Source organism: Pseudomonas sp. 2FE, assembly GCF_005503735.1.
Lineage (GTDB): Bacteria > Pseudomonadota > Gammaproteobacteria > Pseudomonadales > Pseudomonadaceae > Aquipseudomonas.
Genome location: NZ_SCMO01000001.1, coordinates 116,777 through 141,972 on the forward strand (window position 1 = coordinate 116,777; position 25,196 = coordinate 141,972).

Below are 25,196 nucleotides of genomic sequence, written 5' to 3' on the forward strand. Positions count from 1 at the left end.
TCACACGCCCTCGCCCAGCGCGGTTTCTTGCAGTGGGATCATGGCTTCGCGCGCCCAGCGTGCGGTGACGCGCTGGCCGGGCTGGTGCGCCAGCGTGGTTTCCTGCCACTGGTTGTTGGCATGGCTGATGCTGAGGTTTTGGCCGTTTTCCAGCTGAATCTCGTAGCGGGTGGCCGAGCCTTGGTACTGAATGTCGTGCAGCAGACCGCTGATTTGCACCTCGCCGCTGGCGCCCGGGCTATCGGCGAAACGGCTCTCTATTAAACGAATGTGTTCCGGGCGAATCGAGAACGGCTGGGCGCTGCCGGTCAGCTGTTCGGCCAACTCGCCACGCAGTACGTTGGAGGTGCCGACAAACTCGGCCACGAACGCTGTCGCCGGTTTCATATAGAGGTTGCGCGGGGTGTCCACCTGCTCGATGCGGCCCTTGTTGAACACCGCCACGCGGTCGGACATCGACAGCGCCTCAGTCTGGTCGTGGGTGACGAAGATGAAGGTGATGCCGAGCTGGCGTTGCAGCTTCTTCAACTCGCCCTGCATCTGTTCGCGCAGCTTCAGGTCCAGGGCGCCGAGCGGCTCATCCAGCAGCAGCACCCGTGGCCGATTGACCAGCGCGCGGGCCAGGGCCACGCGCTGACGCTGGCCGCCGGAGAGTTGTGCGGGCTTACGTAAACCGTAGCCGCCGAGGGCGACCATGCTCAGCGCTTCTTCGGCACGGCTGAGGCGTTCGGTCTTGCCGATGCCTTTGACCTTCAGGCCGTAGGCGACGTTGTCGCGCACGTTCATGTGCGGGAACAGCGCGTAGTCCTGGAATACGGTGTTGACGTCGCGCTGGTAGGGCGCCAGGCCCACGGCCTCGGCGCCATGAATACGAATGGAGCCGGCACTGGGCTGCTCGAAGCCGGCGATCAGGCGCAGACAGGTGGTTTTGCCCGAGCCCGATGGGCCGAGCATGGAAAAGAACTCGCCGTCCTCGATATCGATGGAAACCCGGTCTACGGCCTTCACTTCGCCGAATTGACGGGAAACTTGGGTAAATTGGACTGCAAGAGTCATGGTGCGTTGCTCCAAAAAGGCGAAGGCCGTCGCAGCGGCCCTGCCTGGACTTCTGAAAAATCTGAAACGTTGATCGTTCCCACGCGCCGCAAAGGAATGCAGCCTGCGACGCTCTGCGTCAGCCTGCGCGAATGGACGCTGGAGCGTCCGGGGAAGGTATTCCCACGCCGGAGCGTGGGAACGATCATCCTTACCTGCCGCCCATGATCGCGATAAAGTCCTGCGTCCAGCGGCTGTACGGCACGCACTGATCCTGGGTCTTGCACTTGGCCTCTGGCGTCTTCCAGAAGGCGATCTTGTCGAACTGGTCGTAGCCGTTCACCGAACAGCCTTGTGCGCCGAGCAGTTCGCTGGCTTTGCAGCCGGCCGGTGCCGCGGGCACGGAGCCGAACCAGGCGGCCAGATCGCCTTGAACCTTGGGCTCCAGCGACCAGTTCATCCACTTGTAGGCGCAGTTCGGGTGCTTGGCTTCGGCATGCAGCATGGTGGTGTCGGCCCAACCTGTGACCCCTTCTTTGGGGAACACGGTGGCAATCGGCTGACCCTCGGCTTTCAGCGCGTTGGCCTGGTACGGCCAGGTGCTGGAGGCGACCACGCCTTCGTTCTTGAAGTCGCTCATCTGCACCGTGGTGTCGTGCCAGTAACGGTGGATCAGGCTGTGTTGTTTACGCAGCAGATCGAGCACGGCGGCGTACTGTTTTTCGTTCAGCTCGTAGGGGTCGTTGATTTTCAGCTCAGGCCGGGTCGCTTTCAGGTACAGCGCGGCATCGGCGACGTAGATCGGGCCGTCGTAGGCCTGTACGCGGCCTTTGTTGGGTTTGCCATCCGGCAAGTTCTGCGCGTCGAACACGGCGCTCCAGCTGTCGGGTGCGGTTTTGAATACCGTGGTGTTGTACATCAGCAGGTTCGGACCCCACTGATAAGGCGCGCCATAGGTCTGTTGGTTGACCACATACCAGGGACCGTCTTTCAGGCGCGGGTCGAGGTTTTTCCAGTTGGGAATCAGGGCGGGGTTGATCGGCTGTACGCGTTTGCCGTAGACCAGGCGCAGCGAGGCGTCGCCGGAGGCGGTGACCAGGTCGTAGCCGCCCTTGGCCATCAGGCTGACCATCTCGTCCGAGGTGGCGGCGGTCTTCACGTTGACCATGCAGCCGGTGTCTTTCTCGAACTGAGTCACCCAGTCGTAGTTCTTGTCGGTCTCGCCGCGCTCGATGTAGCCGGGCCAGGCGACGATGTCCAGGCGACCCTCGCCGGCGCCGACGGCCTTCAGCGTTTCGGCGGCTTGCAGGCTGGCGCTGGCCAGCAGTGCGATGGTTAACGCACTCAATAAAGCGGTTTTTTGCACGAACATTGGGTTTCCCTCTTCTCTGTTTTGGGGTCGGGGCAGTTAAACGTCGTGTTGCGGACTACTTCCTTTGTGGTACTCGGTGACTTAACTCAGTTGCTGGCCGTGCCGCGCCATGATGTGGCGTACCACGCTGTAGTCCTGGAGCGAATCGCTGGACAGGTCCTTGCCATAACCGGAGCGCTTGAGGCCGCCGTGCGGCATCTCGCTGACCAGCAGGAAATGGCTGTTGATCCAGGTGCAGCCGTACTGCAAGCGGGCGGCGACCTGCAGCGCCTTGTCGAGGTTTTGGGTCCACACCGAGGACGCCAGGCCGTATTCGGAGTCGTTGGCCCAGGCCACCGCCTGCTCCAGTTCATCGAAACGGGTGACGGTGACCACCGGCCCGAAGACCTCGCGCTGGACGATTTCGTCGCCCTGCTTGCAACCGGCGAGCAGGGTCGGCTGGTAATAGAAACCGGGGCCGGAATGCACGGCGGCGCCGGTGATCCGTTCGATATGCGGCTGGCCGAGGGCGCGCTCGACGAAGCTGGCCACCCGATCACGCTGACGGGCGCTGATCAGTGGGCCGATCTCGTTGTCCGCATCGCGCTTGCGGGCAAAGCGCAGGCTGCTCACGGCATCACCTAACTCCGCGACTAAACGGTCATGGATACCTGTTTGAGCATAGATGCGGCAGGCGGCAGTGCAATCCTGGCCGGCGTTGTAGTAGCCGTAGGCGCGCACGCCTTCGACCACCGCCTGCAGCTCGGCATCGTTACAGACGATCACCGGCGCCTTGCCGCCGAGTTCCAGATGGGTGCGTTTGAGGGTCTTGGCCGCGGCCTGGAGGATTTTCTGCCCGGTGACGATATCGCCGGTCAGCGAGACCATGCGCACCTTCGGGTGGCCGACCAGATGGCTGCCGACGCCTTCACCGCCACCGCAGACGATATTGATCACCCCGCGCGGCAGCAGCTCGGCGAGCACCGGGGCGAGGGCGAGGATCGACAGCGGCGTGTGTTCGGACGGCTTGAACACCAGCGTGTTGCCGGCGGCCAGCGCCGGGGCGATCTTCCACGCGGCCATCATCAGCGGGTAGTTCCACGGCGCGATGGAGGCGACCACGCCGATCGGGTCGCGGCGCACCATGCTGGTGTAACCCGGCAGGTATTCACCGGACAGCTGGCCGGTCTGGCAGCGCACCGCGCCGGCGAAGAAGCGGAACACATCCACCGTGGCGCTCAGATCATCCTGGCGGGCCAGATGCAGCGGTTTGCCGCAGTTCAGGGCTTCCAGACGGGCGAGCTGATCGGCGCGCTGTTCGATGGCGTCGGCGATGCCGAGCAGCATCAGCGAGCGTTGTTGCGGGGTGGTGCGCGACCAACTGCCGAAGGCGCGGTGCGCGGCGAGGATGGCGGCCTCGACCTGCTCGCTGGAGGCCTCGGCGATCTGCGTCAGGACCTCGCCGGTGGCCGGATTGAGGATCGGTTCGACCAAGCCTGCACCCGCGAGCAGTTGGCCATCGATCAACAGTTCGCTGAAGAGGGGCGTGGAAGTCGCGGCGCCGGCCATCTTGTGTGCTCTCTTTTGTTGTTGGGGCATCGGGTTTCTCTAGGCAGAGCTAAAGCTTGACGCTGTCCGCTTATAGGCGAAGAGAGACTAGAGGGCGGGCGTGAGGTCTACAAATTCTTAATACTGAACGCAGCGTTCGATTAAATAGATGGTCTGCGCCCGGCGGGTTGCTCGCGGGCAACGGTGAGGAACGGGTCGACCAGTGCCGGGCGTGCGGTGCCGCGGCGCCAGGCCAGGCCGACGTCGAGGGTTTGGGTCAGGTCGACTAGCGCGCGGGCTTCGATGATGTCGCCTTCCAGCGACCAGGGGCGGTAGGTCATGTCCGGTTGAATCGACAGGCCCAGGCCGGCGGCGACTAGGCTGCGCACCGCTTCGGTGGAGCCGGTGCGCAGGGTGATGTGTGGCTGCAGGCCGGCGCGCGACCAGATGCGTTGGGCGTTCAGGCCCATCTCATCGACGTTCAGCTGAATCAGTGGCTCGCCGACCACATCCGCCAGGCTGATGCTGTCGTGCTCCAGCAGTGGATGCTGCGGTGGCAGCCAGAGGCGCAGTGGCGAGTGGGTCAGCACCTCGGTTTGCAGGGCGTGGCGGTCTTCCAGGTTGGAGAGGATCAGCACGCCGACATCGATCTCGCCGCTCACCAGCAGGTGTTCGATATAGGGGCGCTCATCCTCCATCACGCGGATTGCCACGTTGGGGTAGGCACGCTGGAAACGGGTCAGCAAATCCGCCAGGTAATAGCCGGCGACCAGGCTGGTTACGCCAATGGTCAGCTGGCCGGCGACCTGGTCGGTGCTCTGCTGCAGGCTGCGTTTGGCATTATCCACAGTGGCCAGGATCAGGTGTGCCTGGCGCAGGAACTGGTGACCCTGGTGGGTCAGGGTCATGCCCTTGGCGTGGCGATTGAACAGGCTGACGCCGATCTCCTGCTCCAGTTGCTGGATCGCCAGGGTCAGGGTCGATTGCGAGATAAACACCGCCTGGGCGGCCGCGGAAATCGAGCCGGTTTCGGCCACGGCGATGAAATGGCGGATCTGGCGCAGGGTCATCATGGTTTGATCTTCATGCTCTGGTGCGAAAGCCGCTGGCAATGCCGCGTGAGGAAGTGATTTTAATGAGTTTTATAGATTGTTGATGGTTTGTATCTTTTATTTAGATGGTCAGGCCGGCCCGACTCTGGGTTGCAGTTGTATGGCCGGAGTGCTGGTAGGGAGCGTCAGCAGACTTTGCCCGCGGGTAGCGATAATCCGTCGCTATAAATCCCCGCTGCTAAGCTGGAGTGGAGCTTGGAGCTTGGAGCTTGGCCTTTACCGTCGCCGGGCCCGGTACTGCGCTGCTGGCGCCGAATAAGACCATCTGGACGGTTAGTCCCTGGGGGGATGATTTGAACAACTGGACTCTACGCCAACGCATCCTGGCGAGCTTTGCGGTGATCATCGCCATCATGTTGCTGATGGTCGTTACCTCCTACTCGCATCTGTTGATGATCGAGGAGGAGGGGCGGGACATGCAGGGCGATGCCCTGCCGGGGTTGTTTTACAGCGCCATGATCCAAGGCGCCTGGATGGAGCGCCTCGTGCTGGCCCAGCAGCTGGTGGGGCGACACGGCGACCAGGGGCTCAGTCAGGCGGAGCTGGAGCAGCTGCGCATCAATGATGAGCAGCTCGGCGTGCAGATGGCTAACTACGAGCAGACCATCCATGTCGAGGAGGATCGCAAGGCTTTCGCCGTATTCCAGCGGCACCACCTGGAATACAGCCAGCTGCAGGCCGCGGTGCTCGATCTGTATGAGCAACAGCAAGCGAATCAGGCGCACCTCCAACTGAGCGAGAAATTGCTGCCGGCCTGGCGGCATGGGCAGGATCTTTTAGCCCAGTTGATTGAGTGGAACAGGGGTCACTTGGAAGAAAATAACCAAGAGATTGCCTCGTCCGTGGCTGCCGCAAAAGTCAGCCTGGTGGTTTCCTTGACCCTCGCCCTGCTCGCCGCGGCCCTCTGCGGCTATCTGCTGATGCGCGCGATCCTGAAGCCCATGGGGCGCATCGTCGACCTCCTCGAGGCCATGCGCCGCGGCGACCTCAGCGCGCGGCTGGCACAGGCGCGGCAGGATGAATTCGGAGTCATCGAAACCGGCTTCAATGCCATGGTGGCCGAGCTGGCCGGGCTGGTTTCCCAGTCGCAGCGCTCGGCGATCCAGGTCACCACCTCGGTCACCGAGATCGCCGCCACCTCCAAGCAGCAGCAGGCCACTGCCAGCGAAACGGCCGCCACCACCACGGAAATTGGCGCGACCTCGCGGGAGATCGCGGCCACCTCGCGCGACCTGGTGCGGACCATGACCGAGGTTTACTACTCGGCGGAACAGGCGTCCGCCCTGGCCGGCTCCGGCCAGCTCGGGCTGGCACGGATGGAAGAGACCATGCAGCAGGTGATGGGCGCCGCCGAGCTGGTCAACGCCAAGCTGGCGATCCTCAACGAGAAGGCCGGCAACATCAACCAGGTGGTGACCACCATCGTCAAGGTGGCGGACCAGACCAACCTGCTCTCGCTCAACGCCGCCATCGAGGCGGAAAAGGCCGGGGAATATGGTCGTGGCTTCGCCGTGGTGGCCACCGAGGTGCGCCGGCTGGCGGATCAGACGGCGGTGGCGACCTACGACATCGAGCAGATGGTCCGCGAGATCCAGTCGTCGGTATCGGCCGGCGTGATGGGCATGGACAAGTTCTCCGAAGAGGTGCGCCGCGGCATGGCCGAGGTGCAGCAGGTCGGCGAGCAGCTGTCGCAGATCATCCAGCAGACCCAGGCCCTGGCGCCGCGGGTGTCGATGGTCAACGAGGGCATGCAGGCGCAAGCCAGCGGGGCCGAGCAGATCAGCCAGGCGCTGGTGCAACTGGGTGAAGCGACCGGGCAGACAGTGAAATCGCTGTGCCAGGCCAGCTTCGCCATCGACGAACTCAATCTGGTGGCCAATGGACTGCGCAGTGGCGTCTCCCGCTTCAAAGTCTGAGAGTGGCGCCCCTGGCCTGTCAGCCGTGCAGGCTGGCCGCGGCGGCACCTTGGCGCCAGTGAACAAGCTGTTCCTGCTGTTCAGGCTCGGTGCCGATCGCTATGCGCTGGACGCCTGTGAGGTGATCGAGGTGCTGCCGCTGCTGCGCTTGAAGCCGATTGCGCAGGCGCCGCACTGGGTGGCTGGAGTCTTCGCCCACCGCGACAGGCTGGTGCCGGTGCTCGACCTCGGCGCGCTGACCTTCGCTCAGCCGGCTGCGGCGCGTACCAGCACGCGGATCGTCCTGGTTCACTACCGCGCCGGCGAAGACGGCCAGGCGCATCCGCTCGGGTTGATCCTGGAGCAGGCGACCGACACCTTGCGCTGCAACCCAGGCGACTTTCGTGACTATGGTCTGGACAACCAGGGCGCGCCTTACCTCGGCCCGGTGTTCGAGGGTGCGCAAGGTCTGGTGCAATGGATTCGCGTGCAACAGTTGCTGCCCGCTGCCGTGCGGGCAATTCTGTTTCCGCCGGCGACGCTTGCTGAGCCGGGCGGTGAGGCCGGGCCATGAGCGGTGATGAGCGCTTCGAGCGCGTCCTTAAAGAAAAAATCGGGCTCGATGCCGGCTGCGTCGGCCCTGCGCTCATCGCTCGGGCCGTCAGCCAGCGCAGCGCCCTGCTGGCTGCGCGCAACGCCGACGAATACTGGGCGCGGCTGCACGGCTCGGCCGAGGAGCTGCAGGCGCTGATCGAGTTGGTGATAGTTCCCGAGACCTGCTTTTTCCGCTATCCGGAGTCCTTTGCGACCCTCGGCAAGCGGGCTTCTCAGCGCCTCGCGGAACTCAACGGCGCCCGCCCACTGCGAATTCTCAGCCTGCCGTGCGCAACCGGCGAGGAGCCTTATTCGATTGCCATGGCGCTGCTGGAGGCGGCCATCCCGGCGCAGCTATTTCAGATCGATGGGCTGGATGTCAGCCCGCTCTCGATCGAGCGGGCCAAGCGCGCCATCTACGGCAAGAACTCCTTTCGCGGTGCCGCGCTCGAGTTTCGTGCCCGGTATTTCTCGCTGGTCGCGGACGGTTATGCCCTCGCCGAGCAGGTCAGCCGGCAGGTGCGCCTGCAGTGCGGCAATTTGCTCGATCCGGCGCTGCTCGCCGGCGAGCCGGCCTATGACTTCGTGTTCTGCCGTAACCTGCTGATTTATTTCGATCTGGCGACCCAGGAGGCGGCGCTGGCAGTACTCAAGCGTTTGACTCGCAGCGATGGCGTGGTGTTTATCGGCCCGGCGGAGGCCAGCCTGCTGTCGCGGTTGGGTATGCAGCCGCTCGGTGTACCACTGTCGTTCGCCTTCAGGCACCCGGGCGTAACCCCGAGTGCGCCGAGCCAGAGCCCGCCGCCTGTTCGGCCCGCTCCTGCGCGCCGCCTGCAGGTGCTCGACAGCGAAGGCCCGGCCGGCGCCGTGGCGGATCAGGCGGCCGAGCAACTGCAGGCGGTCGCCAGCCTGGCCAACGCGGGGCGGATCGCTGAAGCACGGCAGCGCTGCGTTGACTATCTCGCGCAGCATGGGCCGGCCGCCGAGGCCTTTTACTGGTTGGGGCTGCTCAGTGATGCCGAAGGCCAGCCGCTCGACGCGCTGGGCTGTTACCGCAAGGCGCTGTATGTGCAGCCGCAACATCCGGAAGCCTTGGTCCATCTGGCGGCGCTGCTGGCCGCTCAGGGGGATACGGCGGGTGCTCGGCGCCTGCAGGACAGGGCCGCGCGTGGAGTGAGCAAAGATGCTTGAGTACGCCCCGTCGCCGATGACGGAAGAAGAGGGTGCGCAGCAAGTCGACGACTGCTGGAACCGCGTCGGCATTCGCGGCGACAAGTCCTGCCCGCAGTTGGTCGAGTACATTCATTGCCGTAACTGTGCGCGGTATTCCGCGGCGGCGACCCGACTGCTCGATCGTTACGCGCTGCATCAGGATGACCGCCAGGCAGCCGCGCAAAGCCCACAAGAAGCCGCCGCCACCTGTTCGATGCTGATTTTCCGCCTCGGTGAGGAGTGGCTGGCTCTGGCGACCCGCACCCTGGTCGAGGTCTCGCCACTGGCGGCGATCCACTCCTTGCCGCACCAACGCTCACCTGCCGTGCTGGGGGTCGCCAATGTGCGCGGCGCGCTGGTGGCGTGCCTGTCGCTGGTCGAACTGCTCGGGCTGGACGGCGCGCCGGCGGCTGCGGTGCAGGGGCGGGCGCTGCCGCGCATGCTGATCATCGGTGGGCCGGGTGGACAGGTGGTGGCCCCGGTGGATGAGGTGGACGGGATTCATGCCCTGGAGCAGACGAGCCTGGCCGCAGCGGCGACAACCAGCGCCTTGACGGCGGCCAGATATACCCGTGGCGTCATCCAGTGGCGTGGTCGCAGCATCCGCTTGCTGGATGACGAACAACTCCTGCTGGCGGTGACACGGAGCCTCACATGAGCCCGGAGCAGATGCGCGATGCCTCGCTGCAGGAGCTGTTCGGTCTGGAGGCCGAGGCGCAGACCCAGGTGCTCAGCAGCGGGCTGCTGGCCCTGGAGCGCAACCCGACGCAGGCCGAGCACCTGGAGGCCTGCATGCGGGCGGCCCATTCGCTGAAAGGCGCCGCGCGGATTGTCGGGATCGACGCCGGGGTGCGGGTGGCGCATGTCATGGAGGATTGCCTGGTTGCCGCCCAGGAAGGGCGCCTGTATCTGTTGCCCGAACATATCGATGGCTTGTTGTCTGGCAGTGACTTGTTGCTGCGCATCGCCAGTGGGCAGGACGGCGAGGTCGGGCCGGCGGACATCGAGGCTTGCGTGCTGCGCTTGGCGGCGCTGCTGCAGCCCGCTGTGTCAGCCGCTGCGCCTGGGCCAGTCGCCCCGGGGTTGGCGGCTGCCCCAGAGCTGGAGATGCTCGAGCCGGAGCTGTCGCGTAGCGAGAACCGCCCGGCACAGAGCGTTGAGCGGGTGCTGCGGGTCACGGCCGAGCGCCTCAACAGCCTGCTCGATCTGTCCAGCAAGTCGTTGGTCGGCTCGCAGCGGATCAAGCCGTTCCTCGGTTCGCTGCAGCGCATCAAGCGTCGGCAGCGCGGTGTCGACAGGGCGCTCGAGACGGTCCAGCAAGCGCTGAAAGCAGCCGGCTTCGAGTCGCAGACGCAAGCGTTGCTGGCGGATGCGCGACGGCTGCTCGGCGAGTCACAGCAGTTGCTCAGCGAAAAGACTGTCGAGCTGGACGAGTTCGGCTGGCACGCCGTTCAGCGCGCCCAGCGGCTCTACGACACTGCACTGGCTTGCCGCATGCGGCCCTTTAGCGATGTCCTGGTCGGTCAGGCGCGGATGGTTCGTGACCTCGGGCGTTCGCTGGGCAAACAGGTGCGTCTGGAGCTTGAAGGGGAGACGACCCAGGTCGACCGCGAGATCTTGGAAAAGCTTGAAGCGCCGCTGCTGCACCTGCTGCGCAACGCCGTCGGTCATGGGGTGGAACTGCCCGAGCAGCGCCTGCTGGCGGGCAAGCCTGGCGAGGGCGTGATTAGCCTCAAGGCTCGTCAGCAGGCGGGCTCGCTGGTGCTCGAACTGGCCGACGATGGCGCCGGTGTCGATCTGCCGCGCCTGCGCGAGGCGATAGTGCAGCGTCAGCTCGCGCCGGCGGAAACCGCCGCGCAGTTGAGCGAGGCGGAGCTGCTGAGCTTCCTGTTTCTGCCGGGTTTCAGCCTGAGCGAGCGGGTGACTGAGGTCTCCGGGCGAGGGGTCGGCCTCGATGCGGTGCAGCATGGGGTCCGCCAGCTGCATGGCGGGATACAGCTCCGGCAGGTAGCGGGGCGGGGCAGCCACTTCCATCTGGAGGTGCCGCTGACGCTCTCGGTGGTGCGCAGCCTGGTGGTCGAGATCGGCGGCGAGGCCTATGCCTTTCCGTTGGCGCATATCGAGCGGATGCGCGAGCTGGACGCGCAGGACATCGTGCAGTTGGAAGGGTGCCAGCATTTCTGGCACGAAGGGCGGCATGTCGGTCTGGTCTCGGCCAGTCAGCTGTTGCAGTGCCCGGAGGGCAAACTGGCGCAAGCAGCGCTCCCGGTGGTGGTGATCCGCGAGCGTGAGGCGGTGTATGGGCTGGCCGTCGAGCGCGTCATCGGCGAGCGCACGCTGGTGGTTCTGCCGCTCGATCCGCGCCTGGGCAAGGTGCAGGACATCGCCGCTGGCGCGGTGCTCGCCGATGGCTCGCCGGTGCTGATTGTGGATGTCGAAGACCTGCTGCGTTCGGTCGAGAAGCTGCTCAGCAGCGGCCGGCTCGAACGTATCGACCGCAGCGCTCGGCAGGCCGACGTGGTCGCGCGCAAGCGCATCCTGGTGGTCGATGACTCGCTGACGGTGCGTGAGTTGGAGCGCAAGCTGTTGCTCAGCCGGGGTTATGAGGTGGCGGTGGCGGTGGATGGTATGGATGGCTGGAACGCCTTGCGTTCCGAGCACTTCGACCTGCTGATCACCGACATCGACATGCCGCGCATGGACGGCATCGAGCTGGTCAGCCTGATCCGTCGCAACAACCACCTGCAATCCCTGCCGGTGATGGTGGTGTCCTACAAGGATCGCGAAGAGGATCGCCGCCGGGGCCTGGATGCCGGCGCCGACTACTACCTGGCCAAGGCCAGCTTCCACGACGAAGCCTTGCTCGATGCGGTGCTGCTGTTGATTGGAGAGGCCCTATGAGAGTCGGCATCGTCAATGACCTACCCATGGCGGTCGAGGTTCTGCGGCGGGCGCTGGCCTTCGAGCCGGCGCATCAGATCGCCTGGGTGGCGAGCAATGGTGCCGAAGCGGTCGAGCTGTGCGCCGTGCAGACCCCCGATGTGCTGCTGATGGACCTGATCATGCCGGTCATGGACGGTGTCGAGGCGACCCGGCGGATCATGGCGCAATCGCCCTGCGCGATCCTGCTGGTGACCGTCGACATCAACCGCAACCTGCCGCGGGTGTTCGAGGCCATGGGCCACGGGGCGCTGGATGTGGTCGCTACCCCGGCACTCGGCTCTGGCAATGCCCAGGAAGCCGCCGCGCCGCTGCTGCGCAAGATTTATAACATCGGCTGGTTGATCGGCCTGCGTGCTGACCGCGCGGGCATTGCCCCGGCGCCGGTGCGCCAGGCCGGGTCCAAGCCGCGGCTGGTGGTGATCGGGGCCTCGGCGGGTGGGCCGGCGGCCCTGGAACAGTTGCTCAAGGGCCTGCCGCTGGGCTTTTCCGCGGCCATAGTGCTGGTGCAGCACGTCGATGAGGTCTTCGCCGCGGGCATGGCCGAATGGCTGAGCAGTGAGTCCGGCTTGCCGGTGCGCCTGGCCCGCGACGGTGAGCCGCCGCAAGCGGGCGTGGTGTTGCTGGCGGGTACCAACAACCACATCCGGCTGCTGGAAAACGGCAACCTGGCCTACACCGCGGAGCCGAGCGACCATGTGTACCGCCCGTCCATCGATGTGTTCTTCGAGAGCGTGGCGAGCTTCTGGACCGGCGAGGCCGTCGGCGTGCTGCTGACCGGCATGGGCCGCGATGGCGCGCAAGGGCTCAAGCTGCTGCGCGAACGCGGCTTTCTCACCATCGCCCAGGATCAGCAGAGCTGTGCCGTCTACGGCATGCCCAAAGCCGCGGCGGCTATCGAGGCGGCCGTCGAGATCCGGCCCCTCGGCGAGATCGCGCCGAGCCTGACAGGTTTTTTTGCCTGAACGCTGGAATAACGCCGGCACAGCCGGGCGAGCGCCGGCGGATACCAGGGGGAGCAGATGAATCACCTTCACAACCATAGGTCAGCGATGACAACAGACGAACATGCCGTGATGGTGCTGCTGGTCGATGATCAGGCCATGATTGGCGAGGCGGTCCGCCGCGAGCTGGCGGGTGAAGCGAATATCGACTTTCACTTCTGTTGCGACCCGCAGCAGGCCATCGCCATGGCGGTGCAGATCCGACCCACGGTGATCCTGCAGGATCTGGTGATGCCGGGTCTGGATGGCTTGGCGCTGGTGCGCGACTACCGTAACCATCCCGCGACACGCGATATCCCGATCATCGTCCTGTCGACCAAGGAGGAAGCTCAGGTGAAGGGGGCCGCGTTCGCCGCGGGCGCCAACGACTACCTGGTCAAACTGCCGGATGCCCTCGAGCTGGTCGCGCGCATCCGCTACCACTCGCGTTCCTACCTGATGCTGCTGCAGCGCGATGAGGCCTATCGGGCGCTGCGGGAAAGCCAGCAGCAGTTGCTGGATACCAACCTGGTGCTGCAGCGCCTGATGAACTCGGATGGCCTGACCGGGCTGTCGAACCGTCGGCACTTCGACGAGTACCTGGAGTTGGAGTGGCGTCGGGCACTGCGCGAGCAGAGTCAGCTGTCCTTGCTGATGATCGATGTCGACTACTTCAAGCACTACAACGACGGCTTCGGTCACCTGGCCGGTGACGAGGTGTTGCGTCAAGTGGCCACCGCCATTCGCGCCGCTGGTAGCCGCCCCACCGACCTGCCGGCGCGTTACGGTGGCGAGGAGTTCACCATGGTGCTGCCGAGCACCTCGCCTGGCGGTGCGCGGCTGGTGGCGGAAAAAATCCGCCTCGCCGTGGCGGCCCTGCAGATCCCCCATATCTCACCGCTGCCCGACTCCTGTCTGACGGTGAGCGCCGGGGTTGCGACTCTGACGCCCAAGCAGGGTGGGTCCTCTCGGCTGCTGATCCAGGCGGCGGATCAGGGCCTGTACCTGGCCAAGCGCAGCGGGCGCAATCAGGTCGGCTCGATCTAGGCCGGCCTGTCGCTAGTGGCCTGTGTGGCTAGGGCGGCTGAAACTTGCCAGCGTTTTTGGACCGCTGCCGAATATCCAACCCCGCTGGTCAGACACCATGCCCAGTCTGCGGGCCGGCGGGCTGCCAGGGGGCGCCGAGTGGGGTATACTCGCCGGCTTTTCAGAAAGTTCCGCCTGCGAGTGCTGCCTACCATGGAAATCAACCCGATCCTTAACAGCATCAAGGACCTGTCCGAGCGCTCCCAGACCATTCGGGGGTATCTTTGACTACGATCACAAGCGTGATCGTCTGACCGAAGTCGAGCGCGAGCTCGAAGACCCGAACGTCTGGAATAACCCCGAGTACGCGCAAAATCTCGGCCGCGAGCGTTCGCTGCTGGCGCAGATCGTCGAGACCCTGGATGAGATGTCCGGCGGCCTGAGCGATGCCCGCGACCTGCTGGAAATGGCCGCCGAGGAAGAAGACCAGGCCGCCGTCGATGATGTCGCCGCGGAAGTCGAGCGTCTGCGCGCCTCCCTCGAGAAGCTGGAATTCCGCCGCATGTTCAGTGGCGAGATGGACCCGAACCACGCCTACCTGGATATTCAGGCCGGTTCCGGCGGCACCGAGGCGCAGGACTGGGCCAACATCCTGCTGCGCATGTACCTGCGCTGGGCCGACAAGCGCGGCTTCGATGCGACCATCATGGAGCTCTCCGCCGGCGAAGTCGCCGGGATCAAGGGCGCGACCGTGCACATCAAGGGCGAATATGCCTTCGGCTGGCTGCGCACCGAGATCGGCGTGCACCGCCTGGTGCGCAAGAGCCCGTTCGACTCCGGCAACCGTCGGCACACCTCGTTCTCGGCGGTGTTCGTCTCGCCGGAAATCGATGACAACATCGAAATCGACATCAATCCGGCCGATCTGCGTATCGACACCTACCGCTCCTCCGGTGCCGGTGGCCAGCACGTCAACACCACCGACTCGGCGGTACGGATCACCCACGTACCGACCAACACCGTGGTCAGTTGCCAGAACGAACGCTCCCAGCACGCCAACAAAGACACCGCGATGAAGATGCTGCGGGCGCGCTTGTACGAGCAGGAAGTGCAGAAGCGCAACGCCGCCTCGCAAGCCTTGGAAGACACCAAGTCGGACATCGGCTGGGGTCACCAGATTCGCTCCTATGTGCTCGACCAGTCGCGGATCAAGGATCTGCGTACCAGTATCGAGAGAAGCGACTGCGTTAACGTGCTCGACGGTGATATCGATGAGTACCTTGTGGCCAGCCTCAAGCAAGGGCTGTAACCGTCAGTCCCGACTTAAGTCCCTCGTCCTGTTGGTGAGGGCACCGAACCTGTGATGGAAAATTTAAAGACATGAGCGACCAACAACTCGATCTGCATGAGCTGCAACAGGAAGAGAACAGTCTGATCGCCCTGCGCAAGGAAAAACTTGCCGCGGTGCGCGAACAAGGCCAAGCCTTCCCCAACGACTTCCGCCGCGACAGCTATTGCGCCGATCTGCAGCAAGCCAACGAAGGCAAAAGCAAGGAAGAGCTGGAAGGCGCCAAGATTGCAGTCAAGGTCGCCGGTCGCCTGATGCTCAACCGTGGCTCGTTCCTAGTGCTGCAGGACATGAGCGGGCGGATTCAGCTGTACGTCAACCGTAAGACCCTGTCGGCCGAGTTGCTCGAAGCGATCAAACATTGGGACCTGGGCGACATCATCGCCGCCGAAGGCACCCTGGCGCGCTCCAACAAGGGCGACCTGTATGTGGAAATGAGCGACGTGCGCCTGCTGACCAAGTCGCTGCGCCCGCTGCCGGACAAGCACCACGGCCTGACCGATACCGAAACCCGCTATCGCCAGCGCTATGTCGACCTGATCGTCAACGAAGACGTGCGCCAGACCTTCCGCGTGCGTTCGCAGGTCATCGCGCATATCCGCAACTTCCTCATGCAGCGCGACTTCCTCGAAGTGGAAACGCCGATGCTGCAGAGCATTCCGGGCGGCGCCGCGGCCAAGCCGTTCGAGACGCACCACAATGCGTTGGGGATGGACATGTTCCTGCGTATCGCGCCGGAGCTGTACCTCAAGCGTCTGGTGGTCGGTGGCTTCGAGCGGGTGTTCGAGATCAACCGCAACTTCCGTAACGAAGGCGTTTCGACCCGGCACAATCCCGAGTTCACCATGCTCGAGTTCTACCAGGCCTACGCCGACTACGAAGACATGATGGACCTGACCGAGGAATTGTTCCGCGAACTGGCCCAGTTGGTGCTCGGCAGCACCGACGTGCCGTACCAGGGCAAGGTGTTCCACTTCGGTGAACCCTTCGTGCGCCTGTCGGTGTTCGACTCGATCCTCAAGTACAACCCGGAGCTCAGTGCCGACGACCTCAAGGACCTCGACAAGGCCCGCGCCATCGCCAAGCAAGCCGGTGCCGATGTGAAGGGCTTCGAAGGTCTGGGCAAGCTGCAAACGATGATTTTCGAAGAGCTGGTCGAGCACAAGCTGGAGCAGCCGCACTTCATCACCCAGTACCCCTTCGAGGTCTCGCCGCTGGCCCGGCGTAACGACGACGATCCGAGCGTGACCGATCGCTTCGAGCTGTTTATCGGCGGCAGGGAAATTGCCAATGCCTATTCCGAGTTGAACGACGCGCAAGACCAGGCCGAACGCTTCCAGGCCCAGGTGGACGACAAGGACGCCGGCGACGACGAAGCCATGCACTACGACGCCGACTTCGTCCGTGCCCTGGAGTACGGCATGCCGCCGACCGCGGGTGAAGGTATCGGCATCGACCGTTTGGTGATGCTGCTGACCGACGCCCCGTCGATCCGCGATGTCATCCTGTTCCCGCACATGCGCCCGCAGGCTTAAACAGTCGTCAATCAGCCGCCTTCGGGCGGCTTTTTGTTGTCTGTGCAAGGATCTATTCTGCTAAGGAAAGCTCCAAAACCTGAGTTTTTGTTTTATCGCGCGAGAGGTAAGTTCAGTCGTGACCCGTCCCCCCCAAGACAGCGCTGCCAATGTGGCCAGTGCCGTCGCTGAAAGTGTTCAGTATCAAGGTCGCAAGGCCAGTCGGCAGGGTAGCGAGCAGCGCCGTCAGGCGATTCTCGATGCGGCCATGCGCATCATCGTGCGTGAGGGCGTGCGGGCGGTGCGCCACCGCGCGGTGGCGGCGGAGGCCCAGGTGCCACTCTCGGCAACCACCTACTACTTCAAAGATATCAACGACTTGATCACCGACACCTTCGCTCTGTTCGTCGAGCGTAGCGCGGCCGATATGGCCGCGTTCTGGGACGGTACCGAGGGTCTGCTGCTGGCGAAGGTCGGCGCACTGAATGGCAGTGTCGAGTCGCGTCGGCGTCTGGCTGACGATATCGCCGCCCTGGCGGTGGAATATGTGCGGCAACAGTTGCTCACTCGCCCCGAGCATCTGTTGGCCGAACGGGCTTTTCAGCAAGAGGCGCTGCTCAATCCGCGCCTGCATGAGCTGGTGCGTTCGCATCGGCAGATCCTGCTGCAGGGCGTTACGCACTTCTTCCAGGTGCTGGGCTCGCAACAGCCGGAACAGGATGCCAAGGTATTGACGGGCATCATTGAGCGGATGGAATATCAGGGCCTGATCGATGGGGTCGAGCATCTGGATTGCGCCGACATGCTGGCCATTCTCAAGCGCTACATGTATCTGGTGCTGGGCCTCTGATCGAACCCCGCTGCGGCGGGGTTTGTCATATATATGGAATAACCTGCGGGGTTTTAACCCAGGTTAACTCAGGAGAAAACCGGTGGTGATGGGCTGTTTAGAGTGGATCAATGCGGGGCCAAGCCAGCTTTCAATTGCGCATAGGCACCTGCCGGCGCGGTCTAGAAGCGTCCTCACAAGGAGAGCGAAATGAACGCCTGGCGTATGCTGCTCGCCTTGTCCTTCCTGCTGTTGAGCGGTTGCCTGGTCACCTTCAGAGATCCCATTCCCGCCAACGAAGCGGCGCCGATCCCGCTGCTCGGTGAGTGGACGCGCAAAAACGAGTGGGGCGAGCAGCTCTATCTCCAAGTCAGTCGTGCCGGCTCTAACGTCTACCAGGCTAAGACCTATGTGAACAGCCCGGACAACCTGGAAAGCCTTGAAGAATACGGTTTTACCGTTGCCCACCACGGCAGCCGCTGGTATCTCTCGGCCGGTTTGCCGAAGAGCATGGGCGCCAATTTCGCCATCGCCGGTTTCGAGCTGAGCAAAGACAACGAGCTGGTGCTCTATAACCTCGATATTGATCGGGTGCTGCAAGCGCTGGAACTCGGTGGCCTTGAAGGCAAGGCCGTGGAGACTCCCGAGGGCGACGCTGTGCTGGTCACCAGCACGCTGGATAAGGTGTTCGCCTATCTGGACGATCAGGCCAATTCCGATGTGTTTATCGAGGTGGCGCGTTACCAGCGCTCCGGCGAGTAAGAGCCTGTTCAAGATCGTCGCGAGCGCAGGTCAGGCAAGGCGAACACAGGCGAGGACGCGGAGTTTACGAGTTGTAAATGAGCAGTCCGAGCCTGTTTTCAACGCAGCGTGGTCAAGCGCAGCAGATGTTGAACAAGTTCTAAGGTTACCTTGGGGTAACCAGCCAGTGGTAATGACCAGTCCAGTGAGGGACAGATGAACAGTCACAGAGTGCTCGACGACTACCAACAGGTGATTCGCGCATTATCCGATCGCCTCGTCGAGGCGCAGACGCCGATTCGTGTACTGGATGCGGTCAAGTGGGATGAGAGCATCCGCAAGGGCTTTCTCGATAGCAAAGGCAAGGAGCCGCCAGCGGTCGACCGGGCCTATTACGACGCCCGCCCGCTGGCCTTCGATTCCGGCGCGAAGAAGCTGGAATTCCAGAACATCGAGCGCGATATCACCCGCCAGCTCGGCCAGTTCAACCCGGTCGGGCAGATCATGCGGCGCATGTGCAAGGAATATCGCATGGTCATCCGCATGCTCGAGGCGCGCGGTACGCCGGACTTCGGCCTGATCTCCCAGGAGCTCTATGGTTCGGCTTCCGATGCCTTCCACGCCGGCGACCCGACCTTGGCCGACCTGGGCCTGATGTTTTCCGACTTTTTGAACAATATCGATGACCGTGGCGACCTCAAGGACGAGCCGAAAACCCTGACCGCCAAGGATGCCGTCGAGATGCTGCAAGGCCGCTTGAACAAGGTGTTCGGGGAAGAGGAGGGCACCATTCGGGTGTTCGAGTCCGACGGTATCCTCGCCGATGCCGCCGCCGGCGCCGACTACATCAAGGTGCGCGCCGATGCGATGTTCAACGAACGCGATGTGCGTGCGCTGGAAGTCCATGAAGGGCTGGTGCATGTCGGTACTACGCTGAATGGGCTGAATCAGCCGATCTGTACCTTCCTCGCCAAGGGCCCGCCATCCTCCACCGTGACCCAGGAAGGCCTGGCGATCCTGATGGAGGTGATCGCCTTCGCGTCTTATCCGACCCGCTTGCGCAAGTTGACCAACCGCACTCGCGCCATCCATATGGCCGAGGATGGCGCGGACTTTTTGCAGGTGTTCGAGTTCTTCCGCGAGCAGGGCTTCGGCATGGAGGAGAGCTACGCCAACGCCAGCCGGGGGTTCCGCGGCTCAACCCCGAATGGCCTGCCGTTCACCAAGGATCTGTCCTATCTGAAGGGCTTTATCCTGATCTACAACTACATCCAGTTGGCGGTGCGTAAGGGCAGGCTGGAGCAGATTCCGCTGTTGTTCTGCGGCAAGGCCACCCTGGAAGACATGCGCACCCTGCGTCAGCTGGTGGATGAAGGGCTGGTGGTGCCGCCCAAGTACCTGCCGCCGCAGTTTCGCGACCTCAATGCGTTGTCGGCGTGGATGTGCTTCTCCAACTTCCTCAATCACCTGAGCCTGGACCGGATCGAAGCCGATTACGCGAATATTCTGTAGCCGCTAGCGAAGAGCGGGCACCTAGGCTGGGTTTCGGCAAAAACGGCTCTACCCAGCCTACAGCGACAGATACCCCCTGGAGCGACCATGCCCAGCCACCAACTCGACTATGAAATTCTCGGTACTTCGGCACAGACCGTGGAGGTGATCCTCGAGGCGGGGCTGATGGACGCCATGGCCGCTGGCTTTCGTTTCGCGCCGCTCCTGGCCGAGTGGCTGTCCGCGACGACCTTTAACCCGCACGAGGATGCGCGCGGCCGAGGCGACAACTGATGCGCGCAGCGTTTCTGCTGGCGTTGCTGGCGTTGCTGGTGCTGGGCGGCTGTAGCTCGCTGCTGTTCTACCCCGAAAAAGGTCAGCCCTTCATCCCGAGCGTCGCCAAGCTGGAGTTTCGTGACGAGTTCCTGACGGCGGCTGACGGTACCCGCCTGCATGCCTGGTGGCTGCCGGCCAAGGCCGGGGTTGCGGTTAAAGGCACGGTGCTGCACCTGCATGGCAACGGTGGCAATGTCGCCAGCCATCTGGGCGGTAGCTGGTGGTTGCCGGCGCAGGGTTACCAAGTCTTGCTGCTGGATTATCGCGGCTACGGTCGCTCGGAGGGCGAGCCCAGCCTGCCGGGGGTCTATCAGGATATCGACGCCGCTTTCGCCTGGTTGCAAGAGGCGCCACCGGTGCAGGGCAAACCGCTGGTGGTGCTCGGTCAGAGCCTCGGCGGGGCTCTGGCGGTGCACTACCTGGCCGGGCATCCGCCACAGCGGGCGCGCCTCAAGGCGCTGGTGCTCGATGGTGCGCCGGCCAGTTATCGCCAGGTCGCCCAGTTCACCCTGAACAACGCTTGGCTGACCTGGCCGTTGCAGGTGCCGTTGGCTTGGCTGGTGCCGGATGGTGACAGCGCGATTTATGCGATGCCGCAGCTCAAAGGTGTGCCGCTACTGATCTACCAGAGCATCGACGATCCAGTCGTGCCCCTTTCCAACGGGGTGAGCTTGTATCAAGCTGCGCGCCCGCCGCGGGTGTTCCAACCGACCCGGGGTGGACATGTGCAGACCTTCGCCGAGCCGGTCTGGCGTCAAGTGATGCTGCTCTTTCTAAACGACCCGCAGGGCTTCACCGGTCTGCGGCGGTTGGCTGAAGTCCCTAATCCCGAGAGCCCCCAATGAGCGAAGAACGCGACGCTATTCCCCTGATCATCACCGGTATCGGCAGCATCCTCGGCACCATCGCGGTGCTCTGGTATTACGGCTACCTGCACTTCGCCAAACCGCAAGACGCCTTGTTGCTGGCCGACTTCACCATGCTCAAGACCGTGCCGGGTGAGGACTACAAAGTCTCGCTGACGCCGGCGCCCCAGGTGGCGCAGTGTATCGACGGCGTGCTGGTGTTGTTCGATACTGAGCAGAAGGGTTTGACGGGTGTGCTGGTGGATAAACGTAAACAGGCGGTGCGGTGCCTGGGCCAGGAAACCCCACAAGAGGTGAAATGAAGATCGAGATCTGGCAGGGCGATCTGACCACGCTCGAGGTGGATGCGATCGTCAATGCGGCCAATTCGAGCCTGCTCGGCGGGGGCGGTGTCGATGGCGCCATCCATCGCGCGGCGGGCCCCGAGTTATTGGCTTACTGCCGAACTCTCGGGGGTTGTGCCACCGGTGCCGCGTGCCTGACACCGGGCTTCAAACTGCCGGCACGCTACGTCATCCATACGGTCGGACCGGTCTGGCAGGGTGGTCGCCAGGGCGAGCCCGAACTGCTCGCCGCTTGCTACCGCAACAGTTTGGCGCTGGCCGAAGCCGAAGGCTTGCGCAGCATCGCCTTTCCGGCGATCAGCTGCGGCGTGTATGGCTATCCCCTAGAGCAGGCGGCGACTATCGCCGTTGCCGAGTTACAGCGTCTGCGCCCCGCCGACAGTTCCCTGCAAAGAGCCGTGCTGGTGGCTTTTTCAGGGGCGATGGCCGCGCTCTATCGCCGCTTGTTGGCGCTGGGCGAATAGCTGCTGAGACGGTTTACTCGTCCGATGCTGGGCTCAATGCTTGGCGCTGTCCTGTTGCTGGACCAACTCACGCAGGTATTTGCGCGACAGCGCGAGAAAGCGCGGCGTCAATCCAATGTCCTCATACAGCGGGTCACCCTGTTCGTCGGTGGCCACCACCTGGCTGCCTTTGACGTAGGGCAGACTGGCTTCGAGCTCTTCCAGGGCGGCGCCGAGCAACTCGCCCAGGAGCTCCTCGGGGTGGCGTTTGGGGTACATCTCGGTCAGCGCGGCGAGGCGCGCGGCGGATTCTAGATCCAGATGGATCTGGTAGAGGTTATTGGTCAGGCGGCCCTTGGCGTTCTGTTCCCAATGGCTAACGAGTTCGCGAATCTTCATAAACACCTCTTCCTGTGCTCACTCGTGGTGGGCGGTTGTTGAGCACCCGGACATCAGCCCGCCGGGTTGGTAAATCCTTATGGGACTTACCTTATTAGCCTAGTCCGCTCTAGGCTGGGCAAATGCCTTGCGTCGCGCACTTGTAAGAAGTTGGCGCGCTGGGCATTCTCTATCTCGGAGCCCACTCCTCTGAGAACCTGTTCATGATCTGCTGCGCGTCGGCCATGCCGCGTTGAAATCGGGCTCAAAATGCTCATTTACTACGTGTAAACTGCGCTTTTTCGCCCGATTTCGCGATCCACAGGGATGTGGTGAATGCCGCTAGCCCGCATGGAGCGGGCGCGGCCTTGCCTGACCTTAGCTCGCGAGCTCGTGAACAGGCTCTGAGTGTTCGCCGCGGCGCTGCATCCCGGTGGCGGATGAGCCGCGGACTGGCTCCAGGGTTGTTGCAATTTCAGCTTCGGCGGAGAGCGCGGTCATGGCGGAAATCGACGCACGTTTGCGCGAGGACGTTCACCAGCTTGGCGAACTGCTTGGCGATTGCATCCGCGCTCAACGTGGCGCGGTTTTCCTCGACAAGATCGAGCGCATCCGCAAAGGCGCCAAGGCGGCTCGGCAAGGCTCTGCCGATGGCGCCCAGCAGCTCACGACAACCCTCGACGAGCTCGGTGAAGAGGAGTTGTTGCCGGTCGCGCGGGCCTTCAACCAGTTCCTCAACCTGGCCAATATCGCCGAGCAATACCACCATGTACGCCGGCGTGGGCCGAGTGAGCCGGAGCCTTTCGAGGTGCGGGTGTTGCCGGACCTGCTGGCTCGCCTCAACGCGGATGGCCACAGCGCCGAGGTGCTGGCCCGTCAGCTCGGCCGGCTGGATATCGAACTGGTGCTGACCGCCCACCCGACCGAGGTGGCGCGCCGCACCCTGATTCAAAAATACGACGCCATCGCCGCCCAGCTGGCGGCGCAAGACCATGGCGACCTGTCCGCCGCCGAGCGTGACCAGGTCAAACAGCGTTTGCAGCGGCTGATCGCCGAGGCCTGGCACACCGAGGAGATCCGCCGCAGCCGGCCGAGCCCGGTGGACGAGGCCAAGTGGGGCTTCGCGGTGATCGAGCACTCGCTGTGGCAGGCGGTGCCGAACTATCTGCGCCGCGCCGATGAGGCACTGCATGCGGTCACCGGCCTGCGCCTGCCGCTGGAGGCCGCGCCGGTGCGTTTCGCCTCCTGGATGGGCGGTGATCGCGACGGCAACCCGAATGTCACGGCGGGGGTGACCCGTGAGGTGCTGTTGCTGTCGCGCTGGATGGCCGCCGACCTCTACCTGCGGGATGTCGATCAACTGGCTGCCGAGCTGTCTATGCAGCAGGCCAGCGATGAAATGCGGGTGCAGGTGGGCGTACATCCCGAACCTTATCGCACCCTGCTCAAACAACTGCGCGAACGCCTGCGGGCCACTCGCGCCTGGGCCGAGGCGGCGCTGCATGGCGAGCTGCCGGCGCCGCCCGCGGTGCTGCAGGACAACCGCGAGCTGCTGGCGCCGCTGCAGCTGTGTTACCACTCGCTGCATGAATCTGGCATGGGCACTATCGCCAACGGCCCGCTGCTCGACTGCCTGCGCCGCGCGGCGACCTTCGGCCTGTTCCTGCTGCGCCTGGATATTCGCCAGGACGCCGCCCGGCATGCGGCCGCGCTCGACGAAGTCACCGATTACCTGGGGCTCGGCCACTACGCCGAGTGGGACGAGGAGACGCGCCTCGCCTTCCTCCTGCGCGAGCTGGACAACCGTCGGCCGCTGCTGCCGGGTCAGTTCCAACCCTCGGCAGACACCGCCGAAGTGCTCGCCACCTGCCGCGTGGTGGCGGGCGCGCCAGAGGCCTCGCTGGGCTCCTATGTGATCTCCATGGCGGGCGCACCCTCGGATGTGCTGGCCGTGCAGTTGTTGCTGAAGGAGTCCGGGCTGCAGCGGCCGATGCGCGTGGTGCCGCTGTTCGAGACCCTGGCCGATCTGGATAACGCCGGCCCGGTGATCGACCGCCTGCTCGGTTTGCCGGGTTATCGCGCGCGCCTGCACGGCCCGCAGGAAGTGATGATCGGCTACTCGGATTCGGCCAAGGATGCCGGCACCACGGCCGCCGCCTGGGCGCAGTACCGCGCCCAGGAAACCCTGGTGGAGATCTGCCGCCAGCATCAGGTCGAGCTGCTGCTGTTTCACGGCCGCGGCGGCACAGTCGGGCGCGGTGGCGGCCCGGCCCATGCGGCGATCCTCTCGCAGCCGCCGGGTTCGGTGGCGGGGCGCTTTCGCAGCACCGAGCAGGGCGAGATGATTCGCTTCAAGTTCGGCCTGCCGGATATCGCCGAGCAAAACCTCAACCTCTATCTGGCCGCGGTGCTGGAAGCCACCCTGCAGCCGCCACCCGTGCCGGAGCCCGCCTGGCGCGAGCTGATGGGCCGGCTCGCCACGGATGGTTTAACGGCCTATCGCGCCGTGGTGCGTGAGCATCCGCAGTTCGTCGAGTATTTCCGTCAGGCCACACCGGAACAGGAACTCGGCCGCCTGCCGCTCGGCAGCCGCCCGGCCAAGCGCCGCGAGGGCGGCGTGGAGAGCCTGCGGGCGATACCCTGGATCTTCGCCTGGACCCAGACACGCCTGATGCTGCCGGCCTGGCTGGGCTGGGAAACGGCCTTGAACAGTGCGCTGAGTCGCGGTGAAGGCGAGTTGCTGGCGCAGATGCGCGAACACTGGCCGTTCTTCCGTACCCGCATCGATATGCTCGAGATGGTCCTGGCCAAGGCCGATGCCGCCATTGCCCGGCTGTATGACGAGCGGCTTGTCGATGCCGAACTGCGACCATTGGGTGCGCAACTACGCGACCTATTGTCGCAGGCCTGTGCCGCGGTGCTCGGGTTGACCGGGCAGTCGGAGCTGTTGGTGCACAGTCCGGAGACCCGCGAGTCGATCAGTGTGCGCAACACCTACCTGGATCCCCTGCACCTGCTCCAGGCGGAGCTTCTGGCCCGTTCCAGGCTGCGCGAAAGTACCGTCGACAGCCCTCTGGAACAGGCCTTGCTGGTGAGTGTGGCAGGCATCGCCGCGGGCCTGCGTAACACCGGTTAAAGCCCCGGTTTATCCGACTTTAGGTGACTTGTGCGGTATCGGTGCGCTGTGTATCTTGGTCAACCTTTTGGCCG

Annotated in this window: 21 protein-coding genes and 2 pseudogenes; 18 read left to right on the top strand and 5 right to left on the bottom strand. The window is 64.0% G+C overall.

What is annotated here, in order from left to right; translation table 11 throughout:
- The 4 genes from FFS12_RS00585 to FFS12_RS00600 form a co-directional block, all read right to left on the bottom strand.
- On the bottom strand, nt 1-1,056 hold the full coding sequence (locus tag FFS12_RS00585; protein WP_137885062.1) for an ABC transporter ATP-binding protein: 1,056 nt from the start codon (nt 1,054-1,056) through the stop codon (nt 1-3).
- A 190-nt stretch (nt 1,057-1,246) separates the two neighbouring features.
- Nucleotides 1,247-2,407, bottom strand: coding sequence for a putative ABC transporter substrate-binding protein YdcS (gene ydcS / locus FFS12_RS00590; protein WP_137885063.1), 1,161 nt, complete (start codon nt 2,405-2,407; stop codon nt 1,247-1,249).
- Nucleotides 2,408-2,488: 81 nt separating this feature from the next.
- Complete coding sequence (locus FFS12_RS00595; RefSeq protein WP_137885064.1) at nt 2,489-3,985, bottom strand: gamma-aminobutyraldehyde dehydrogenase; 1,497 nt, start codon at nt 3,983-3,985, stop codon at nt 2,489-2,491.
- 110 nt (nt 3,986-4,095) lie between these two features.
- Nucleotides 4,096-5,007 (bottom strand): LysR family transcriptional regulator, encoded by a 912-nt coding sequence (locus tag FFS12_RS00600; protein ID WP_137885065.1) that lies wholly within the window; start codon nt 5,005-5,007, stop codon nt 4,096-4,098.
- Nucleotides 5,008-5,339: 332 nt separating this feature from the next.
- Between FFS12_RS00600 and FFS12_RS20405 the strand changes: the two are divergent.
- The 17 genes and pseudogenes from FFS12_RS20405 to FFS12_RS00680 all read left to right on the top strand — a co-directional run.
- Nucleotides 5,340-5,819: pseudogene (locus tag FFS12_RS20405) on the top strand (MCP four helix bundle domain-containing protein); the annotation flags it as partial.
- Between the two features lie 99 nt (nt 5,820-5,918).
- Nucleotides 5,919-6,962, top strand: a pseudogene (locus tag FFS12_RS20410) (methyl-accepting chemotaxis protein); the annotation flags it as partial.
- Nucleotides 6,963-6,978: 16 nt separating this feature from the next.
- The gene (locus FFS12_RS00610; RefSeq protein WP_256657272.1) at nt 6,979-7,515 is read left to right on the top strand and encodes a chemotaxis protein CheW; all 537 of its coding nucleotides are present in this window, start codon (nt 6,979-6,981) and stop codon (nt 7,513-7,515) included.
- Entirely contained in the window at nt 7,512-8,726 is a 1,215-nt protein-coding gene (locus FFS12_RS00615; RefSeq protein WP_137885067.1) for a protein-glutamate O-methyltransferase CheR, read from the top strand. The genes FFS12_RS00610 and FFS12_RS00615 overlap by 4 nt, the downstream gene beginning before the upstream one ends.
- On the top strand, nt 8,719-9,405 hold the full coding sequence (locus tag FFS12_RS00620; protein ID WP_137885068.1) for a chemotaxis protein CheW: 687 nt from the start codon (nt 8,719-8,721) through the stop codon (nt 9,403-9,405). The genes FFS12_RS00615 and FFS12_RS00620 overlap by 8 nt, the downstream gene beginning before the upstream one ends.
- Nucleotides 9,402-11,648: a hybrid sensor histidine kinase/response regulator gene (locus FFS12_RS00625; RefSeq protein ID WP_137885069.1), complete on the top strand. Its 2,247-nt coding sequence runs from the start codon at nt 9,402-9,404 to the stop codon at nt 11,646-11,648. The genes FFS12_RS00620 and FFS12_RS00625 overlap by 4 nt, the downstream gene beginning before the upstream one ends.
- On the top strand, nt 11,645-12,652 hold the full coding sequence (locus FFS12_RS00630) for a chemotaxis response regulator protein-glutamate methylesterase (protein WP_137885070.1): 1,008 nt from the start codon (nt 11,645-11,647) through the stop codon (nt 12,650-12,652). The genes FFS12_RS00625 and FFS12_RS00630 overlap by 4 nt, the downstream gene beginning before the upstream one ends.
- An 87-nt stretch (nt 12,653-12,739) precedes the next feature.
- Nucleotides 12,740-13,717 (top strand): PleD family two-component system response regulator, encoded by a 978-nt coding sequence (locus FFS12_RS00635; RefSeq protein WP_137885071.1) that lies wholly within the window; start codon nt 12,740-12,742, stop codon nt 13,715-13,717.
- Nucleotides 13,718-13,909: 192 nt separating this feature from the next.
- Nucleotides 13,910-15,005 (top strand): peptide chain release factor 2 gene (prfB, locus tag FFS12_RS00640; protein ID WP_137819478.1). Its coding sequence is split into 2 segments (ribosomal slippage): nt 13,910-13,981 and nt 13,983-15,005, totalling 1,095 coding nucleotides; the frame shifts between segments, so codons are not numbered across the junction.
- Nucleotides 15,006-15,076: 71 nt separating this feature from the next.
- Nucleotides 15,077-16,579, top strand: coding sequence for a lysine--tRNA ligase (gene lysS, locus FFS12_RS00645; protein WP_137885072.1), 1,503 nt, complete (start codon nt 15,077-15,079; stop codon nt 16,577-16,579).
- 118 nt (nt 16,580-16,697) lie between these two features.
- Complete coding sequence (locus FFS12_RS00650) at nt 16,698-17,408, top strand: TetR/AcrR family transcriptional regulator (protein WP_137819476.1); 711 nt, start codon at nt 16,698-16,700, stop codon at nt 17,406-17,408.
- Nucleotides 17,409-17,597: 189 nt separating this feature from the next.
- Nucleotides 17,598-18,149 carry a hypothetical protein gene (locus FFS12_RS00655; RefSeq protein WP_137885073.1) on the top strand — a complete coding sequence of 184 codons (552 nt, stop codon included), beginning with the start codon at nt 17,598-17,600 and terminating at the stop codon, nt 18,147-18,149.
- Between the two features lie 195 nt (nt 18,150-18,344).
- The gene (locus tag FFS12_RS00660; protein ID WP_137885074.1) at nt 18,345-19,640 is read left to right on the top strand and encodes a flavohemoglobin expression-modulating QEGLA motif protein; all 1,296 of its coding nucleotides are present in this window, start codon (nt 18,345-18,347) and stop codon (nt 19,638-19,640) included.
- A gap of 87 nt (nt 19,641-19,727) precedes the next feature.
- Entirely contained in the window at nt 19,728-19,913 is a 186-nt protein-coding gene (locus FFS12_RS20415) for a hypothetical protein (RefSeq protein ID WP_372239441.1), read from the top strand.
- Nucleotides 19,913-20,800 (top strand): alpha/beta hydrolase, encoded by an 888-nt coding sequence (locus FFS12_RS00670; RefSeq protein ID WP_137885075.1) that lies wholly within the window; start codon nt 19,913-19,915, stop codon nt 20,798-20,800. Before FFS12_RS20415 ends, FFS12_RS00670 begins: the two co-directional genes overlap by 1 nt.
- The gene (locus FFS12_RS00675; protein ID WP_137885076.1) at nt 20,797-21,123 is read left to right on the top strand and encodes a hypothetical protein; all 327 of its coding nucleotides are present in this window, start codon (nt 20,797-20,799) and stop codon (nt 21,121-21,123) included. The genes FFS12_RS00670 and FFS12_RS00675 overlap by 4 nt, the downstream gene beginning before the upstream one ends.
- Nucleotides 21,120-21,629 carry an O-acetyl-ADP-ribose deacetylase gene (locus FFS12_RS00680; protein ID WP_137885077.1) on the top strand — a complete coding sequence of 170 codons (510 nt, stop codon included), beginning with the start codon at nt 21,120-21,122 and terminating at the stop codon, nt 21,627-21,629. Before FFS12_RS00675 ends, FFS12_RS00680 begins: the two co-directional genes overlap by 4 nt.
- Nucleotides 21,630-21,662: 33 nt before the next feature.
- Here the strand turns inward: FFS12_RS00680 and FFS12_RS00685 are convergent, their stop codons facing one another.
- Nucleotides 21,663-22,007: a pilin assembly protein gene (locus tag FFS12_RS00685; RefSeq protein WP_137819470.1), complete on the bottom strand. Its 345-nt coding sequence runs from the start codon at nt 22,005-22,007 to the stop codon at nt 21,663-21,665.
- Between the two features lie 478 nt (nt 22,008-22,485).
- On the opposite strand from FFS12_RS00685, the gene ppc reads away from it, so the two are divergent.
- On the top strand, nt 22,486-25,122 hold the full coding sequence (gene ppc, locus FFS12_RS00690; RefSeq protein WP_137885078.1) for a phosphoenolpyruvate carboxylase: 2,637 nt from the start codon (nt 22,486-22,488) through the stop codon (nt 25,120-25,122).
- The last annotated feature ends 74 nt before the right edge of the window (nt 25,123-25,196 follow it).

Excerpts from the sequence above, each read along its gene's own strand:
- FFS12_RS00585 (WP_137885062.1), bottom strand. The coding sequence starts at position 1,056 with ATGACTCTTGCAGTCCAATTTACCCAAGTTTCCCGTCAATTCGGCGAA.
- ydcS (WP_137885063.1), bottom strand. The coding sequence starts at position 2,407 with ATGTTCGTGCAAAAAACCGCTTTATTGAGTGCGTTAACCATCGCACTG.
- FFS12_RS00595 (WP_137885064.1), bottom strand. The coding sequence starts at position 3,985 with ATGCCCCAACAACAAAAGAGAGCACACAAGATGGCCGGCGCCGCGACT.
- FFS12_RS00600 (WP_137885065.1), bottom strand. The coding sequence starts at position 5,007 with ATGATGACCCTGCGCCAGATCCGCCATTTCATCGCCGTGGCCGAAACC.
- FFS12_RS00615 (WP_137885067.1), top strand. The coding sequence starts at position 7,512 with ATGAGCGGTGATGAGCGCTTCGAGCGCGTCCTTAAAGAAAAAATCGGG.
- FFS12_RS00620 (WP_137885068.1), top strand. The coding sequence starts at position 8,719 with ATGCTTGAGTACGCCCCGTCGCCGATGACGGAAGAAGAGGGTGCGCAG.
- FFS12_RS00625 (WP_137885069.1), top strand. The coding sequence starts at position 9,402 with ATGAGCCCGGAGCAGATGCGCGATGCCTCGCTGCAGGAGCTGTTCGGT.
- FFS12_RS00630 (WP_137885070.1), top strand. The coding sequence starts at position 11,645 with ATGAGAGTCGGCATCGTCAATGACCTACCCATGGCGGTCGAGGTTCTG.
- FFS12_RS00635 (WP_137885071.1), top strand. The coding sequence starts at position 12,740 with ATGACAACAGACGAACATGCCGTGATGGTGCTGCTGGTCGATGATCAG.
- lysS (WP_137885072.1), top strand. The coding sequence starts at position 15,077 with ATGAGCGACCAACAACTCGATCTGCATGAGCTGCAACAGGAAGAGAAC.
- FFS12_RS00655 (WP_137885073.1), top strand. The coding sequence starts at position 17,598 with ATGAACGCCTGGCGTATGCTGCTCGCCTTGTCCTTCCTGCTGTTGAGC.
- FFS12_RS00660 (WP_137885074.1), top strand. The coding sequence starts at position 18,345 with ATGAACAGTCACAGAGTGCTCGACGACTACCAACAGGTGATTCGCGCA.
- FFS12_RS20415 (WP_372239441.1), top strand. The coding sequence starts at position 19,728 with ATGCCCAGCCACCAACTCGACTATGAAATTCTCGGTACTTCGGCACAG.
- FFS12_RS00670 (WP_137885075.1), top strand. The coding sequence starts at position 19,913 with ATGCGCGCAGCGTTTCTGCTGGCGTTGCTGGCGTTGCTGGTGCTGGGC.
- FFS12_RS00675 (WP_137885076.1), top strand. The coding sequence starts at position 20,797 with ATGAGCGAAGAACGCGACGCTATTCCCCTGATCATCACCGGTATCGGC.
- FFS12_RS00680 (WP_137885077.1), top strand. The coding sequence starts at position 21,120 with ATGAAGATCGAGATCTGGCAGGGCGATCTGACCACGCTCGAGGTGGAT.
- FFS12_RS00685 (WP_137819470.1), bottom strand. The coding sequence starts at position 22,007 with ATGAAGATTCGCGAACTCGTTAGCCATTGGGAACAGAACGCCAAGGGC.
- ppc (WP_137885078.1), top strand. The coding sequence starts at position 22,486 with ATGGCGGAAATCGACGCACGTTTGCGCGAGGACGTTCACCAGCTTGGC.